Genomic DNA, 16,805 nt, shown 5'->3' on the forward strand with positions numbered 1-16,805 from the left:
CGGTATATTCATGCTTTATGCTGGCAAGCCGCGCGATATATACCGTGCTTTTTACAAGCTGGCTGTTAACCCGCTTTATCATGCGTATGAAGTTGCAGCTATAAGTCTGCTATCCAAAGATATCCGGTCCCAGCAGGTCTGCGGGTGGTACATTCAGCAATGCGCATATATCAAACAGGCGATTGATAGTAAGTGGCGTTTTGCCGTTTTCCAGGCGGCTGTAGGCGTTCTGTGAGATGTTTAGCATAAAGGCCATATACTCTTGTGAATATTCCTTTCTGCGGCGCAGGGAGCGCAGTTTTGCAGTGACTCTTGAAGTAGGATTGGCAGTGACGGTTTTCGGTTCCATATGTGTAAACGGTTACAAGTCAAAGACGGATATGATCAAGATGTCTTTCAATAAAAAAGTATGGCATTAGCAGACATTAGCTGCTACCGTTATCCGGAGCGTACAAGCGTAGTAAAAAGGGGCTTTGGCGCAGGTCAAAGCAGGTGTAGTTCAGGTTACGTAGCAACACAGTGACAGCGGACATGGCATATAGTTTTAGCGCACTATACGAATATGCAGGTACAAAAAATACGGCCGGTTGCCTGCGCATTCATACACAGTAATTTAGAGCTTTCTACACCGTTGTTTTCTTAATGGCTTGTTAATGAATTGTTAACACAAAAACATAAATACGTGTGAACGTTTACATTATGCAGGATCGTTTTACCGTGTAATAATGATCAGCAGCTAAAACAAGGCCGTTCTGCATTTGCGGGGATATATAACAGTATGATATATTGATCTGCAACGGTCAAATGAAAGCATTAGACAGCCCTCCGATATGATAATAACCTTACCACATATATGTTTTGCAGATAGAGTGATAGGAATGAATGAGTTGCATATCCGGCAAAAAACTTTCAATACGTTTCATTCCGTTACACCTGCAGTAATACCACAGTTCTGGCGGCTTTGGCCCGTCTGCAGCGCAACTGGGCCATTATCGCCCTGCATGATTTATATGCAACAGGTTATCAAAAAAAAATTGATCTTTTTTTCTTTGCCTACGCTTTGAAGTCCAACGACTAATGAAACATCATATACTTTTCCTAACAAAAATGACTAAACGGAGTAAGAATATTCAAAACAATTTAGATATCTTGCTAATGTAAAATGGATACGGTAGGATCAACCAATGAGCGCTTTGATTAACCCATTTTTCAAATGTGAGAGCAGAAGCTAATGAGGCGTAGTCGCCAATGAATGCTAAACCTATGAAAACGATAATACTAGGCTTCTTACAGGGCCTTTATAGGATCGGATAATATATATAGAACAACACCCAAAAACTTATTCAAACCCTCTGTTCTTCTGAACGGCACCGATCATTCAGGAGCACTTAAAATATATTCATTTTCATAGGAATAGGGTTATATGCCTGCTGCATGGTAATTTTTATTAATTATCATAATCGGCAATAACCTGCTCGTAGAATAACCCGGCCAGTAATCCTGCTGCGCTTTTAACGGGGTCTTCTTAGATTGGAATAGTTAGGACAAAAACAAAGGCCGGGTAATCATACCCGGCCTGCTTATTTCTGCTATGTTAAATCTGCTGCTATATCGTAGATGCTATGCATCCATCACTATCACAAGGCCTTATTAGCTAATTGAAGAGGCGCCTTCTACCAGTACTGTTGCCTTGTTGTGCAACACTTCTACAAAACCGCCTTCTATCTGGTAAAACTCGGACTCCGCTTTATTTTTCAGCACCTTCATCTTGCCTTTACCCAGGGCTGCAATAAGCGGCGCATGCCTGTCCAGCACTTCAAACGAGCCATCAATGCCCGGCAGCTGCACGCCATACACTTCACCGGTAAACAGCTTTCTTTCAGGTGTTAATACTTCAAGTAACATATAATGTTTCTTAGAATTAGGTTTGACAAGAAAGGTGAAAGGCGTGTGTGAAATCGAGTTTCACGCCGCGCCTTTCACATCTTTATAATTATTTGGAGGCTTCTGCCAGCAGGCGTTTACCTTTTTCTATCGCGTCTTCGATATTACCTACCAGGTTGAAGGCAGCTTCCGGATACTCATCCACTTCACCGTCCATGATCATGTTAAAACCACGGATCGTTTCTTCGATGGGTACCAGTACGCCTTTAAGACCGGTAAACTGTTCTGCCACGTGGAAAGGCTGTGACAGGAAACGTTGTACGCGGCGTGCGCGGGATACTGTCAGCTTATCTTCGTCGCTCAGCTCATCCATACCCAGGATGGCGATGATATCCTGTAACTCTTTATAACGCTGCAGGATCATCTTAACGCGTTGTGCGCAGTTATAGTGCGCCTCGCCTACGATAGCGGGGCTAAGGATACGGGAGGTAGAATCCAGCGGGCTCACAGCCGGGTAGATACCTAAGTCGGAGATCTTACGATCCAGTACCGTGGTAGCATCCAGGTGGGCGAAGGTAGTAGCCGGAGCAGGGTCGGTCAAGTCATCCGCAGGTACATAAACGGCCTGTACGGAGGTGATGGAACCGTTTTTGGTAGAGGTGATACGTTCCTGCATCAGACCCATTTCCGTAGCCAGCGTAGGCTGATAACCCACGGCAGAAGGCATACGGCCCAGCAGTGCGGACACTTCAGAACCAGCCTGTGTGAAACGGAAGATATTGTCAACGAAGAAGAGGATATCACGACCGCCGGCAGCAGAGCCGTCGCCATCGCGGAAGTACTCAGCGATAGTCAGACCGGACAGGGCCACACGCGCACGGGCGCCAGGGGGCTCGTTCATCTGACCGAAGATAAAGGTAGCCTGGGAGTTCTTCAGCTCTTCCTTATCAACGGCAGCCAGTTCCCAGCCGCCATGCTCCATGGACTCCTGGAACTTCTTACCATATTTTACGATACCAGCTTCGATCATTTCACGCATCAGATCGTTTCCTTCGCGCGTACGCTCGCCTACGCCAGCAAACACGGAAAGGCCTTCGTAACCTTTTGCGATGTTGTTGATCAGCTCCTGGATCAATACTGTCTTACCTACGCCTGCACCGCCAAACAGACCGATCTTACCACCTTTTGCGTAGGGCTCGATAAGGTCAATTACTTTGATACCGGTGTACAGCACTTCGGTATCTGTAGCGAGGTCTTCAAACCTGGGGGGCTGACGGTGGATGGGGTAACCATTGGCGGTATCGATATCGCCAAGGCCATCAATAGCTTCACCTACCACATTGAACAAACGTCCTTTTATCTGATCGCCGATGGGCATTTTAATAGGAGTGCCTTTATCAGTTACCGCCATTCCCCTCACAAAACCATCTGTAGAGTCCATTGCTACGCAACGAACGCTGTCTTCTCCCAGGTGTTGCTGTACTTCCAGCACCACTTTCTGACCATTATCACGGGTAATTTCCAGGGCGTTGTAGATTTCGGGTAATTTTCCTTCAAAATGCACGTCCACTACGGGACCGATAATTTGCTTGATCTTACCTGTATTAGGCATATTATATTAGTGGTTTATAAATACTTAAAATGAGCGGTTTATAAAATTTGGCGCAAAGGTAATGATTGAAGGGGTAAGATTCAAATATACGCCCGGATTTGTTGGAGTTATCCTCAAATGTAAGAATAATCTAATGTTAAAGCAATTCCTGATCACGTAATTTGTCGCTTCCAGGGCCAATTTGTCCGGCGACTGCACAATATTCACCTGCGAATGGCGTGTTAATGAAGTTGAAATGTTAAAATTCAGGGGGTGATCTGTTAAGGACAGTTAAATAAAGTTAAGTTAGTTGACATATTGGGCCTCTGGTATGAAAATCGCATTACATTCAGCGTTAACAGTTATGTAGGAAATGAAGTGATTGGATTTCCTTGATACCTTAAAAAGTAAGTGACATGAAAAGCAAGATAACCTATTATGCGAGCGTGATGATAGCCAGCCTTTTCTTCACCACGTTGTTTGGCAGCGGGTGCGCCACCGCCCAGGTCCCACAGGCCGGCGTAAACGTATCCTTTTCTGCCTTTTACGACGCTTTAAGTCCCTACGGCCAGTGGATGAGCTATGGCAATTACGGCCAGGTGTGGGTGCCAAATGCAGGCCAGGACTTTCAGCCTTATTCTACCAACGGCCACTGGGTATATACGGATTATGGCTGGACCTGGGCCTCTGACTACGATTGGGGTTGGGCGCCTTTCCATTACGGCCGCTGGACATATGACAACTATTATGGATGGATCTGGGTACCCGGCGAAGAGTGGGGACCTGCCTGGGTGAGCTGGCGTAACAGCCCTGACTATTATGGCTGGGCGCCTTTAAGCCCTGGCATCAGCATCGGGGTTAACTATAACCCTCCTACTACCTACTGGTCATTTGTACCCTGTCAGTATATTTCCAGCCCGGTCATTAACCGGTATTATGTGGACCGCAGCCGGAATGTGACCATCATCCACAATACCACCATTATCAATAATGTACGGACCGGTGGCCGTACCCGCTACTACCGTGGCCCTGAAGTGAGAGATGTAGAACGTGTAACTCGCCGGCCCATTACCCCGGTTAGGGTGGTAGACAGCCGTCAGCCGGAACGTAGCCGGGTAGCCGATAACCAGATGCGGATCTTCCGCCCGCAGGGCGAGGCCTTGCGCCGGCCGCTGGCTGATAACCGCAACCGTACCACCGCTCCTGCGCGGGTAGACAATGGTAACAGGGTATTACCTGCACCCAATAATAACAACAGCAGTCAGCCTGGCGTACCGGGCAGGACCAGCCGGAGAGTATTTGATAATAACGATAACAGGCGCGTGGATGACAACCGGGTAACGCCCACGCCTACCACGCCGAATAATATTCAGCCTACTACGCCTGCTACTACACCCAACAGGCCTACGACTACACCGGCGCCAGACCGGAGCATTCCAAGGCGGGTATTTGATAATAACAATACCAATAACCGCCCGATAACACCGGCCACCACGCCTGCTACGCCAAACCGGCCTACGCCTACACCAGCGCCCGACCGGAGCACGCCAAGACGGGTATTTGACCAGCCTAACCGGCCTACACCAGCACCAGTGCCCAGACCTACGCCTGCTCCAACGCCAATGCCGCGGACAGCGCCTGCTCCGGCCCCCAGGCCTGCACCGGCTCCACAGCCACAGTCAAGGCCTGCACCGGCTCCAAGACCTAGCCCGGCGCCGCAGCGTACTTTTTCTAACCCGGCCCCCAGGCCTACGCCTGCCCCACGTGTGCAGCAGCAGTCAGCCCCCAGGCCGGCCCCTGCGCCCAGACCGGCTAATAATGACGGTGGAAGCAGGAGGATACAAAGGAATTAAGATCGTTTAGATAGATGACTAGGAGATAAAAAATGAAAAGACCCGTTGGTTTTGCACCAGCGGGCTTTTTGTTTGGAATGAAACCGGGATTGTGAGATAGACAGCTGAAATGGTAGTTCAGGCGGAACGGGGATCGCTATCCCGGAGTGTATGCAGGAAAATGTAAGCGGGGAGGTTGACTGGGGCGGAGTAAGAATGACTGGTGTTTTGGAGTTTATATTAAGGGAATGTGAGCATGGAGGTTGTGTGTTGGGAAAGTAGCCGGGCGCCGGTGGGTTATGTGGAAGCAGCCTAAAGCATAAATGTTTACGCTTTAGGCTGACAAGCTGAGGACCTAAGCGATTTATTTAGTACACAGGAACGGGTCGGGATCGCCCTGCGCTACCCGCTTATCTGCAGACCAGCAGAAGTTCATGGCCTGGCTGGTGATACTCACCAGCTTTAACTCCACTTTCATGCCCTTGCGGCTGCCGGACGCCTCAATAGACCGGGTACCCTTACCCGGGACATCGTTCACCGTATATTGTTCTGATTTGAAAACATCCCCTTTACTGCGCAGGTACTGCACGGTGACCACCACATTATCGATGGGATATTCCGTTTGGTTACGTACGATCACCTGCAGGTTCTTGATACCTCCCAGGAGCCCGGTGCGGTAATCGCTGGTGCTTACAGAAATGAACTGCTGCCAGTTGCGGCGGTAATAGGTACGGCGCTCCACAAACTGCCCCTGCACCCGCTCCTGCTGATCCTTACGGTCTGCTATCTGCTGGGCGGCCCCGCTGGCGGTGCTAAGGCTTTGTTTCAGGTCACGGTTCTCGTTCAGCAGGCGCTCGTTCTGGTTCAGGATCTGCCGGATACGATGCTGCTGCCGGTAATAGCCAACGCCGATGATCACGGCTAAAAAGAAAAAAATAATGGTATATAATGACCCTCTTTTCATCTGGAATAGTTTGTCCCTGGTTACTGTAATGACCTCAGCAGAAAAAATGATGCCATTTAATGGGGTGATATATAATATGCTAAAACCTTATAATACTTTCCGCGACATTACGGTTACTTCATTATTTTTGTAGCCCTATGGAGCTTGTCAAAGTAGATAACGCGAAAACCGCCAGGCAGTTTATACAGATCCATGTAGATCTGAATAAAAGCAATAAAGACTGGATACGCCCGCTGGATAAGGATATCAACCTGGTATTCGATCCGGAGAAAAATAAGACTTTCCGTAATGGAGAGGCAGTACGCTGGTTGTTAAAGAATGACCAGGGCGCCTATATAGGCCGTATTGCCGCATTTGTAAACAAGAAATACCGTAGCAAGGGCGATGAGCAGCCTACTGGCGGCGTTGGCTTCTTTGACTGTATTAATGACCAGGCCGCGGCCAACCTGCTGTTTGACACCGCCAAACAGTGGCTGCAGGAGCGGGGCATGGAAGCCATGGATGGCCCCATTAACTTTGGGGAGCGCAATAACTGGTGGGGATTGCTGGTAGAAGGATTCCATGAGCCCCTGTATGGCATGAACTACAATCCCCCCTACTACCAGCAATTGTTTGAGCAGTATGGTTTTCAGCCGTTCTTTCACCAGATCTGCTTTGCCATGAAGGTAAGCGACCCGCTGCAAAAGAAATTCTATGCCCGGCATGCCAACATAGCGAAGGATCCCGCCTATAGCGCCCGGCATATTAAGAAAGGGCAGCTGGAAAAGTACGCGAAGGATTTCTCCATCATTTATAATAAAGCCTGGGCGATCCATGACGGCGGTAAGGAAATGTCGCCGGCGCAGGTCATGCAGCTCTTCAAGCAAATGAAACCCGTGATGGATGAGCGCATAGCCTGGTTCCTTTATTATAACGACGAGCCTATTGGCTTTTGGGTAAACCTGCCGGAACTGAACCAGTTCTTTAAACATATGAATGGCCGTTTTGGGCTGTTACAGAAACTGCAATTCCTGTGGCTGAAATGGACAGGGCGCTGCCGGAAATTTGTCGGGATCATATTCGGTGTGATACCAGCATTCCAGGCCAAAGGCGCGGATGCTTATATGATCGTGGAAGGCGCCAAGATCATACAGGGCCGGCACCTGTATGATGATTATGAGCTGCAATGGGTAGGCGATTTTAATCCTGTCATGATGAATATAGGCGAGAGCCTGGGCACATACCGCAGCAGGAAGCTGACCACCTACCGCTACTTGTTTGACCGTACCAAACCGTTCAAAAGACACCCGACGATCTGATACGAAGAGGGTGTATGATATTTTTGATACACCCTCTTTGTATGCTGGTACCTGGTGGCTGTTTAATATTCTGGAGCTTTTATACCCGCAGCCTGTATTTCAGACAATTAATCACTCCCTGTCATTTATCCCCAAACGGTTTCAGCAGGAATGATATTTCCATTCTTCCTTTTTTAACTTCCGGAAATTCAGTTAAATTTAGTTGGTTTTGTTGCCATCAATATCTAACCTGTTCGAACTATGTCCAACTTACACCCGCCCGGTATAGGGCAGGTACCGGAGTTATTGCCGCCCTCCTCTTTTTTCCGGCGGCAGGTTGCAAAAGTATCCGGCAGTATCCTGATATTCCTCGTTGCCTGCATCTTTTTGTTATGCAGCGCTACCGTATTGGCCACGGCCTGCATTGCCGGCGGTATTATACTGGCGTTGAATATGCCGCGCGTGCTTACTATTATCACCGCGCTGGCGCTGATGCTGCTGGGTATTATGGTGCTGGTGTTCCTGGTTCGTTTTCTTTTTAGCCGCCGCCAGCAGGAAACGCCCTGCCGTACCTTACTGGAGCCCTCTGAACATCCGCGCCTGTTTGATTTCATTACCCAGCTGGCAGCCGCCACCAAAACAAGGCTGCCGGAAAGGATCTTTGCCATTCCCGGCGTGCGGGCCAATATATTTTACCATACCGGCGCCAGGGGCGGTTTACGGCCATTCCGCCGTGACCTGGAAATAGGACTGGGCCTGGTGAACAGCCTTAACCTGGGCGAGCTGACCATGGTACTGGCCCATGAATTCGGTCATTTTTCCCGGCGCAGCATGCAGCTGGGCAATTACCTGCAGACGTTACAGGAAAAGATCTATCACCGGCTGTATGAGAACGGGCACTGGCGCACCACCCTGGTAAAATGGGCCGGCCGCCATGTGATCCTGAGCCTGTTTGCCCGGATGGTGATGTGGATAGGCAATGGCATACAACATGTGCTGCAATTGTTATATGATGATATTAACCGGGAGTACCTGCGGCTGGGCCGTGAAATGGAGCGTTATGCAGACTCCGTGGCTCTGCGTATTACCGGCACCAATACAGCTATCTCCGCCATGCGCCGGGTAGAGATGGGCAGCATCTGCTTTGAGCACTGCTTGCATAAACTACCCGCCCTGGCCGCACAGCAGCGCCGTTTCCGTAACCTGTACCGCGTGCATAGCGCGCTGCTGCACCACTACGCCGCACAAAATAATATGTTGCTGGATGCCGCGCAGCTGCCACTGATCACAGACGACTATCCGCAGGATGCGCTGCGGAGCCGGATCCAGTTCCGTCAGCAAGAGGCCCTGCAACCCGACCGCGAAGAGCGGGAACGATGGTACCGGCAGGCTGCCATCGACCGGGAAACAGACACCACCTCCTCCTGGGGGCTGTTCAACAACCCGGAGCAGCTGCAGGAATCCATGACCCAACTGGTGTACAACCGCGAAGTGCCGGAACAGGCCCCTTACCAGTGGTATACCCCCCAGGCGTTTATTACCGACCTGGAACAACGGCAACGTCAATACGAGCTACCCGCCGTTTTTAATAACTATTATGACGACCGCCCGTTTAGCGCCCTTACGCCCGGCTGCCTGCAGCCATTAACGCCCGCGGAACAGGCTACCGTCAACCCAGATACCTTATACGCCACCGCCCATGCCGGGCAGATCCACCAGTTATTCCGCAACCGCCAGGATGTAGAGACCCTGGAAGCCATTGCCGGCGGCGAGATACAGGTACAGGCCTTTGAGTTTAACGGCAAAACCCTCTCCGCCTCAGAAGCAGCAGGCCTGCTGGCCATCCTTACAGACGAGACCAACCGGCTGACCACCTGGCTGCAGGCGCAGGATTGCCTGGCCTTCCGCTACCACTACACCCAGGCCGTGGCGCAGCATACTGCACAAACACTGGTGCAACAGTACCAACGGGTATTGCAGCACCAGGATAAAGCGCAGCAGCTGGAAGCCCAATGCACCATGATCCTGCATTGCATCAGCGCCCTGTTTGGCGCCGCCGGGATCACTGTGGAAGAAGCCCTGCCCTGGTTTGAAATGCTGGAGGAAGAGAGCCGTATTTTCAGGAACCTGTTACAGGAGCTGTGGCAGCATCCGGACCTGACGCCGGCAATAGATGCGGAATTGGAGCAACGGATCCGGCAGTACCTGCAGCAGCCGGATAATTACCTCGATGGGCATACGCCGAAAGTAGCGGAGATACAGGTGTTGCATGATGTGAGCGCGGCTATGCTGGAGGTGTATAATGGGCGGATCACAGTGATGAAGAAGGGGTATCTGGAGATGGTGGTGGGGATGGAAGGCAGGTGACGCCCGCAACCTGTGACTGCCAGCCAGGCACACTCCACTCTCACAGAATTTCCGTACTTTCGACCTTTGCGAATGCGTTGTATATGGAGAATTTTATCGTTTCAGCCCGTAAATACCGTCCTCAGAACTTTTCGACCGTAGTAGGACAATCCCACATCACTACCACCCTTAAAAATGCGATCCGCAATAACCAGCTGGCGCATGCCTTCCTGTTCTGCGGTCCGCGCGGAGTAGGTAAGACCACCTGTGCCCGTATATTGGCCAAAACCATTAACTGCGAGCAACTGCAACCTGATGGGGAGGCCTGTAACGAGTGTCATTCCTGTAAATCATTTAACGAAGGCAGCTCCTTCAATATCCATGAGCTGGATGCTGCCTCCAACAACTCTGTAGATGATATCCGTACGCTGGTGGAGCAGGTGCGTTTTGCACCGCAGGCCGGTAAGTACAAGATCTATATCATAGATGAGGTGCACATGCTAAGCTCCTCCGCGTTCAACGCTTTCCTGAAAACGCTGGAAGAGCCCCCCTCCTATGCCATCTTTATCCTGGCCACTACGGAAAAGCATAAGATCCTGCCTACGATCCTGAGCCGTTGCCAGATCTTTGATTTTAAGCGTATTACCATACAGGATACGGTAGATCACCTGCAGGAGATCTGTACCAAAGAACAGATCCAGGCAGAAGCAGACGCCCTTCACCTGGTAGCCCAGAAGACAGACGGCTGTATGCGCGACTCACTGAGCACGCTGGATAAGATCGTAAGCTTTACCGGTGGTAAGCTTACCTACCAGAATACCCTGGAGCACCTGAACATACTTGATTACGATTACTTCTTTAAGTTGATGGACGCCGTGCTGCAACAGGATGTAGGCGGCGCGCTCCTCATCTTTGACGAGATACTGCAGAAAGGGTTTGAAGGGGATAATTTCCTGAACGGCTGGGCAGAGTTCCTACGGAACCTGCTGATGTGTAAGGAAGAAAAAGTGCTGCACCTGCTGGAAGTATCCGGCAACCTGAAGGACCGCTATAAGCAATTGTCCGGAAAGATCAGTCCGGCCTACCTGATCACGGCGCTGCACGTGCTGAATGATACGGAGATCAACTACCGTATGGCCCGTAATAAACGCCTGCATGTGGAGATGGCCCTTATTAAGCTGTGTTATCTGCAGCAGGCCGTTACCCTGGTGGGCGATGACCAATCCGGCGAGGTGGTAAAAAAAAAGTTAGTGCCTGATGGGGCGGTACCTCAACAGCTACGCGCACCCTTTGCGCAGGCCGCACCGGTAAAAGCCGGTAAGCCGGCAACTGCCGCCTCTATTGCCCAGAATGAATCTGCCCGTTTAACGATCGAAACGCCGCCGGCTGCGAAAACCACCACTCCGGTGGCCACTCCGCCGCCAGCTACGCATACTACAGCAGCTGCTACCGCGCCTGCAGCCACTCCTCCCCCCAGCACGGCCCCCGCTGCCCGTACCACGCCAGCCAAAACAGGCGCTACCGGCAGCAAACTTACCGGCCTGGCCGCCATGAAGGAAGCCCTGGCCGCCAAAGCGGAGCAAACACCTGTAAAGGAGGTGATCCCCATTACCCAGGGCGCCCTGGCCGTATATTGGGAGGAATTCATTGATATTTTCCGGCAGGCCAACAAAATGACGGTGGTGAGCAACCTGCAGCTGGCCGTCGTAAACCTGCTGGCCAAGGAAGAGATAGGGATCGTAAGCCGTAACATTGTACAGTTCCGGTTTATGGAGGAAGAGAAGCTGGCCATCTCCGACTTCTTTAAACGGAAGTTCAACAACCCGACCCTTGTGCTGACCCTGCAGCTGGACGAAAGCCAGCAAACGCAGGATATAGGGCCTGCCCCGCTGAGCAGCCGGGAGCAGTTCCAGCTTATGACAGAAAAATATCCGCTCATTAAAGAGCTGAAGGATAAATTGAATATGGAACTGGACTTTTAATCAATTGATAATGGATAATGAAGAATTAGTAACCGTGCTGCCGGTGATACCAGGTACCGGCCCTTTATTACAAAATCCCGCTGTCGCGCCATATTGCGCACAGCGGCCGATATAGCCCGGGTTATTATTAATATTCATTTTTCATTATTAATTTTTTCGTCTTTCTTTTGTAGGTTTGGGCAAAATTTTGAGTAAATACTATGGCAGAAGTTATCAGAATGCCTCTTCTAAGCGATACGATGACAGAAGGGGTGATTGCGGAATGGCATAAAAAGGTGGGCGATACCGTAAAATCAGACGATGTAATAGCCGAAGTGGAAACAGATAAGGCTACTATGGAAGTAATGGGTTACGTAGAGGGAACCCTCTTATATATAGGTGTGGAGAAAGGTAAGGCTGCCAAAGTAAATGAGATCATTGCGATTGTGGGTAAACCCGGAGAAGATTATAAAGCTTTACTGGAAGGTGGCGCACCAGCTCCTGCCGCTTCAAATGGCAAGGCCGATGCGACTCCTGCTCCCAAGGCAGAAGCACCTAAAGCAGACGCGCCCGCCCAGCAGCCCGCAGCCGCCAATGGCGATGTAGCTGCCGCAGCAGCTGCTGCCCTGAAAGATGCTACTGTGATCCGGATGCCGCTGTTGAGCGATACCATGACAGAAGGCAAGATCGTAGCCTGGAATAAAAAAGTAGGCGACACCGTAAAAAGCGACGATGTACTGGCAGAAGTGGAAACCGACAAGGCGACCATGGAAGTGATCGGTTATGCCGACGGTACCCTGTTATATATAGGCGTTAAAGAAGGCGATGCCGCTAAAGTGAATGGCATCATCGCCATAGTAGGCAAAAAAGGCACCAATGTAGATGCTATCCTGGCAGCAGAAGGCACTGGCGGCGCACCCGCAGCCACAGCCGCTGAAAGTCAGCCTGCAGCTACCGGCGGATCTGCCCCTGCTACCCCGGCCGCACAGGAAGCGCCCGCAGCTACCGCCAATAAGGATGGCCGCGTAAAAGCCTCTCCCCTTGCCAAGAAACTGGCAGAAGAAAAAGGCATCGACATTAGCCAGGTACCTGGTAGCGGCGATGGCGGCAGAATTGTGAAGAAGGATGTGGACGGATTTGTGCCCAGCGCTAAACCGGCTGCCACTACCGCTCCTGCAGCAGCTAAAGGCGGCGCCCCTGCATTTGTGCCCGCCGGCCAGGAAGGTTATACTGATACCCCGCTGAGCCAGATGCGTAAAGTGATTGCCCGCCGCCTGAGCGAGAGCAAATTCACCGCTCCCCATTTCTACCTGAAGATAGACGTGATCATGGATAAGGCCATGGAAGCGCGTAAAACTATCAACGAAATATCTCCTGTAAAGGTTTCCTTCAATGATATGGTGATCAAGGCTTCTGCCATGGCGCTGCGTCAGCATCCGTTTGTTAACAGCAGCTGGATGGGTGATTTCATCCGCCAGAACCATCATATCCATATCGGTTCTGCCGTTGCTATTGACGAAGGCCTGATCGTACCGGTTATCCGGTTTGCCGATCAGAAATCCCTGAGCCAGATAGCCGGCGAAGCCAAGGACCTGTACGACAAAGCGAAGAACAAGAAACTGCAACCGCAGGAGTTCAGCGGCAATACCTTCAGCATCTCCAACCTGGGTATGCTGGGTATAGACGAGTTCACCGCTATCATTAACCCGCCGGATTCCGCGATACTGGCCGTAGGCAATATCAAGGAAACCGTAGTGTCTGAGAAAGGCCAGTTTAAGGTAGTGAACATTATGAAGCTGACGATGAGCTGCGACCACCGTATTGTGGACGGAGCGGTAGGCGCCCGTTTCCTGGCTACCCTGAAGGGCTTCCTGGAGAATCCGGTGACGATGCTGGTATAAGTAGTTTTAAGATAAAGATATATGAAGGCGAAGCGAGGGCTTCGCCTTCTTTTTTGGGGGTGGTTGACGGGCTGGAGAGGTTTGTTATGCGGGTTGCGGGCGCTTGGGCTGGGCATGGGATTGGTAAGTACTTATAGGCGGGTTGTGAGTCAGCCGGGGCCACAGACCGATGGTATTTGCAACGCGGTTGTAGTGCCGGTAAGCTCAGGAGCTCGCCAGGTGCCAGCAGGCAGATGTTGCCCACCCTCGGAGCTCTTAGCAAGCCTGCTTGATAAGGTAAGAGATCAGCGGACTACTATTGTTAGCAAACCAGTTTCTCAGCCAGATAAAGCTCGCGCTTAAAATGAGACGCCCAATCGCCGGAAGGCGCCGGCAGTTCTTTGCCGGTTCGGCTGAATTTGCTAAATTGAGGTTATCCCCAAATAACTTTTCCCGTCATGAAAGCTCCTGTAAATACATTGAATTGGTTTGAGATCCCCGTAAATGATTTCGAAAGGGCGCGCAAGTTCTACAACCAGATATTTGAGTATGACATGCAAGACACCCTTATGGGCGGTAACCGACGCGGCTTTTTACCCCATGACCAGCAGGGCGGCGGCGTGGGCGGCGCCATTGTGCAAGGTCCTGATTATATTCCCAGTCAGCGCGGCAGCCTGGTATACCTGAATGCAGGCGATGACCTGAGCACGGTACTGGCCCGTGTAGCCGATGCCGGGGGACATGTTGTGCAGGAGAAAATGCTGGTGTCTGAGGATATAGAGCTGGGCTTTTATGCTATTATCCGGGATACGGAAGGCAACCGGATAGCGCTGCATTCAATGAAATAGCCGGGTGTTGAGGTCAGGGCTATTGCGGTAGGTTGCACTTTCAATGCAGGAAGTTGGATGTTGGGCAGCCGGTGTTAGGGCGTTGGGCGGCCGGGTGTTACCCCGCCACCTCGCATAATAACTTTCACTAAGTTTTGAAAATTCGAAAACATATACTATCTTGCATACAGTTTAAAAGGGATGCGTATGAAACTGGCAGAAGCAAAAGCACAATTCCTTCAGAGCTGGGGATCTTTAGGCGCCCAATGGGGCATTAACCGGACCATGGCGCAAATCCATGCGCTCTTACTGATCATGCCGGATCCCCTGAGTGCGGACGAGATCATGCAGGAGCTGAACATCTCCAGGGGCAATACCAACATGAACGTGCGGGAGCTGATCAACTGGGGGCTGGTAGAGAAGGTGCTGGTGCCCGGCGAGCGCCGGGAGTTCTTTACTGCAGAAAAAGACATCTGGAAAGTAGCCACCCATATTGCCCGGGAACGGAAGAAAAGGGAGCTGGATCCTATTATGAAAACACTGAACCAGCTGCAGGAAGTGGAAGGTGATCAGAAGGATAAGTATGTGAAATCTTTCCGGGAGTCTATTCAGAATATTAACCGGTTTGCCCATCAGACGGATAAAACCCTGAACGCATTTACCAAAGCGGAGGAAAACTGGTTTTATAATACTTTAGTGAAGGTCTTTAAGTAGTAATAACGTTAGTCTGGTTGTGGTGAATTTTTCAAATAGCAATTAGTAGTTGATTCATCCATTTTATTGGTGAAATCTTAAATATCAATTAATATAAGTCTTATTCATCCACTTATTGGTGAAATCTTCAAATAGCAATTAATATAGGTCTGAGTCATCATTTCATTGATAAGATCTTCAAATAGCAATTAATATAAGTCTGATCATCCATTTATCCATATACCGCCTCCCTGGCGGGGCAGGGAGGCTATTTTTTTGATTATATATTTCAATAAATATTGAAAATTATGAAAAACATGGTAAGCGTAGAAGGTAAACAGCACATGAAAAATGGTGGTGATGGGGAGGAACGGAAAGTGGTGGCGGATGTTGACCGGGATTCCAGAAGCAACGACCGGCTGCAAGGCCAGAAGACGATGGAGGATAGTGAAACCCGCGCCAAAAACAATGACCATCTGCAGGATCGGAAGATTCCTAATACCGGTAAACATATCACTGAAAACAACAATCACCTGCAAAACCGCAAGACCATGGCAGCCAGTGAACGGCACACCAGGCATGACGATCAGCTATCCTATCGGAAGATCGTAATAGCTGGTGGCACTGGCTTCCTGGGCCAGGGGCTGATCGATCATTTTGGCGGGGACAATGACATTATCGTGCTTACCCGTCACCCGCGGCAAAACCATGGCCGCACACGGTATGTGTATTGGGATGGAGAAAGCCTGCATGGCTGGGAATCAGCGCTGGAGAACGCGGACCTGCTTATTAACCTGGCTGGCAAGAGCGTGAACTGCCGTTATACAGAACGTAACAAACAAGCGATCCTGGATAGCCGTATCCGCACCACGGCGCTGCTGGGGACAGCCGTAGGCATGCTGGTGAACCCGCCGAAAGTATGGATCAATGCCGGTTCCGCGACCATTTACCGGCATGCGCAGGACCATCCGATGGATGAATTCATTGGCGAGATAGCCGACGATTTCTCCGTGCAGGTATGTAAACAATGGGAACAGACCTTTGAGGATATTACCCTGCCGCATACACGGAAGCTGATATTACGTATTGCCGTTACGCTGGGCCCGCAAGGCGGCGTGATGCCTCCTTTTCTGAACCTGCTGAAATTTGGGCTGGGCGGGCAGCAAGGCGATGGACGCCAGCAATTTAGCTGGGTACATATCACCGATCTGTGCCGTATGATAGCCTGGTTATATCATCAGCCCCGGTTGGATGGCGTATTTAATTGCAGCGCCCCTCATCCTGTAGATAACAAGACCTTTATGCAAACGCTACGGAAAGCCGGCGGGCACAGGTTTGGGCTACCGGCTCCCACCTGGCTGTTAAAGCTAGGCGCCCGGCTGATAGGCACAGAAACAGAGCTGCTGTTGAAAAGCCGCTGGGTGCTGCCGACCCGCATCACCATGGCCGGTTTTACCTTCCAGTATCCTTACCTGCAACCGGCGTTTGAAGATATCCTTCGGCAACTGCCACGCCGTCAGTACCACCTGTTTTAATACAGCGGGCACGAT

The 16,805-nt window shown here is 50.7% G+C and carries 12 protein-coding genes; 8 read left to right on the top strand and 4 right to left on the bottom strand.

The window, feature by feature from the left end; translation table 11 throughout:
- Nucleotides 1-109: 109 nt before the first annotated feature.
- From F0L74_RS31310 to atpD, 3 genes are all read right to left on the bottom strand, one after another.
- Nucleotides 110-349: a helix-turn-helix domain-containing protein gene (locus F0L74_RS31310; RefSeq protein WP_149841816.1), complete on the bottom strand. Its 240-nt coding sequence runs from the start codon at nucleotides 347-349 to the stop codon at nucleotides 110-112.
- Between the two features lie 1,301 nt (nucleotides 350-1,650).
- Nucleotides 1,651-1,905, bottom strand: a complete 255-nt coding sequence (atpC, locus tag F0L74_RS31315; protein WP_149841817.1) for an ATP synthase F1 subunit epsilon — start codon at nucleotides 1,903-1,905, stop codon at nucleotides 1,651-1,653.
- Nucleotides 1,906-1,993: 88 nt separating this feature from the next.
- A complete protein-coding gene (gene atpD / locus F0L74_RS31320) occupies nucleotides 1,994-3,496 on the bottom strand; it encodes a F0F1 ATP synthase subunit beta (RefSeq protein ID WP_149841818.1) in 1,503 nt (500 codons plus the stop codon).
- Between the two features lie 395 nt (nucleotides 3,497-3,891).
- Between atpD and F0L74_RS31325 the strand changes: the two genes are divergently transcribed.
- Entirely contained in the window at nucleotides 3,892-5,328 is a 1,437-nt protein-coding gene (locus F0L74_RS31325) for a DUF6600 domain-containing protein (RefSeq protein WP_149841819.1), read from the top strand.
- Between the two features lie 343 nt (nucleotides 5,329-5,671).
- On the opposite strand, the gene F0L74_RS31330 is transcribed toward F0L74_RS31325, so the two are convergent.
- A complete protein-coding gene (locus F0L74_RS31330; protein ID WP_149841820.1) occupies nucleotides 5,672-6,271 on the bottom strand; it encodes a hypothetical protein in 600 nt (199 codons plus the stop codon).
- Between the two features lie 137 nt (nucleotides 6,272-6,408).
- On the opposite strand from F0L74_RS31330, the gene F0L74_RS31335 reads away from it, so the two are divergent.
- From F0L74_RS31335 to F0L74_RS31365, 7 genes are all read left to right on the top strand, one after another.
- A complete protein-coding gene (locus F0L74_RS31335; protein WP_149841821.1) occupies nucleotides 6,409-7,569 on the top strand; it encodes a hypothetical protein in 1,161 nt (386 codons plus the stop codon).
- A gap of 240 nt (nucleotides 7,570-7,809) precedes the next feature.
- A complete protein-coding gene (locus F0L74_RS31340; protein ID WP_149841822.1) occupies nucleotides 7,810-9,915 on the top strand; it encodes a M48 family metallopeptidase in 2,106 nt (701 codons plus the stop codon).
- Between the two features lie 83 nt (nucleotides 9,916-9,998).
- Entirely contained in the window at nucleotides 9,999-11,876 is a 1,878-nt protein-coding gene (locus tag F0L74_RS31345) for a DNA polymerase III subunit gamma/tau (protein ID WP_149841823.1), read from the top strand.
- Nucleotides 11,877-12,076: 200 nt separating this feature from the next.
- Complete coding sequence (locus F0L74_RS31350; RefSeq protein ID WP_149841824.1) at nucleotides 12,077-13,756, top strand: pyruvate dehydrogenase complex dihydrolipoamide acetyltransferase; 1,680 nt, start codon at nucleotides 12,077-12,079, stop codon at nucleotides 13,754-13,756.
- A gap of 437 nt (nucleotides 13,757-14,193) precedes the next feature.
- Nucleotides 14,194-14,583 carry a VOC family protein gene (locus F0L74_RS31355; RefSeq protein ID WP_149841825.1) on the top strand — a complete coding sequence of 130 codons (390 nt, stop codon included), beginning with the start codon at nucleotides 14,194-14,196 and terminating at the stop codon, nucleotides 14,581-14,583.
- Between the two features lie 186 nt (nucleotides 14,584-14,769).
- Nucleotides 14,770-15,276 (top strand): GbsR/MarR family transcriptional regulator, encoded by a 507-nt coding sequence (locus tag F0L74_RS31360; protein WP_149841826.1) that lies wholly within the window; start codon nucleotides 14,770-14,772, stop codon nucleotides 15,274-15,276.
- Nucleotides 15,277-15,563: 287 nt separating this feature from the next.
- A complete protein-coding gene (locus F0L74_RS31365; RefSeq protein WP_246197883.1) occupies nucleotides 15,564-16,790 on the top strand; it encodes a TIGR01777 family oxidoreductase in 1,227 nt (408 codons plus the stop codon).
- Nucleotides 16,791-16,805: the final 15 nt, after the last annotated feature.

This window comes from Chitinophaga agrisoli, assembly GCF_008386695.1.
In the GTDB taxonomy this organism is placed as follows: Bacteria; Bacteroidota; Bacteroidia; order Chitinophagales; family Chitinophagaceae; genus Chitinophaga; species Chitinophaga agrisoli.

What these genes read in the sequence shown, in the direction of transcription:
- F0L74_RS31310 (WP_149841816.1), bottom strand. Translation starts at nt 349, where the DNA reads ATGGAACCGAAAACCGTCACTGCCAATCCTACTTCAAGAGTCACTGCA.
- atpC (WP_149841817.1), bottom strand. Translation starts at nt 1,905, where the DNA reads ATGTTACTTGAAGTATTAACACCTGAAAGAAAGCTGTTTACCGGTGAA.
- atpD (WP_149841818.1), bottom strand. Translation starts at nt 3,496, where the DNA reads ATGCCTAATACAGGTAAGATCAAGCAAATTATCGGTCCCGTAGTGGAC.
- F0L74_RS31325 (WP_149841819.1), top strand. Translation starts at nt 3,892, where the DNA reads ATGAAAAGCAAGATAACCTATTATGCGAGCGTGATGATAGCCAGCCTT.
- F0L74_RS31330 (WP_149841820.1), bottom strand. Translation starts at nt 6,271, where the DNA reads ATGAAAAGAGGGTCATTATATACCATTATTTTTTTCTTTTTAGCCGTG.
- F0L74_RS31335 (WP_149841821.1), top strand. Translation starts at nt 6,409, where the DNA reads ATGGAGCTTGTCAAAGTAGATAACGCGAAAACCGCCAGGCAGTTTATA.
- F0L74_RS31340 (WP_149841822.1), top strand. Translation starts at nt 7,810, where the DNA reads ATGTCCAACTTACACCCGCCCGGTATAGGGCAGGTACCGGAGTTATTG.
- F0L74_RS31345 (WP_149841823.1), top strand. Translation starts at nt 9,999, where the DNA reads ATGGAGAATTTTATCGTTTCAGCCCGTAAATACCGTCCTCAGAACTTT.
- F0L74_RS31350 (WP_149841824.1), top strand. Translation starts at nt 12,077, where the DNA reads ATGGCAGAAGTTATCAGAATGCCTCTTCTAAGCGATACGATGACAGAA.
- F0L74_RS31355 (WP_149841825.1), top strand. Translation starts at nt 14,194, where the DNA reads ATGAAAGCTCCTGTAAATACATTGAATTGGTTTGAGATCCCCGTAAAT.
- F0L74_RS31360 (WP_149841826.1), top strand. Translation starts at nt 14,770, where the DNA reads ATGAAACTGGCAGAAGCAAAAGCACAATTCCTTCAGAGCTGGGGATCT.
- F0L74_RS31365 (WP_246197883.1), top strand. Translation starts at nt 15,564, where the DNA reads ATGAAAAACATGGTAAGCGTAGAAGGTAAACAGCACATGAAAAATGGT.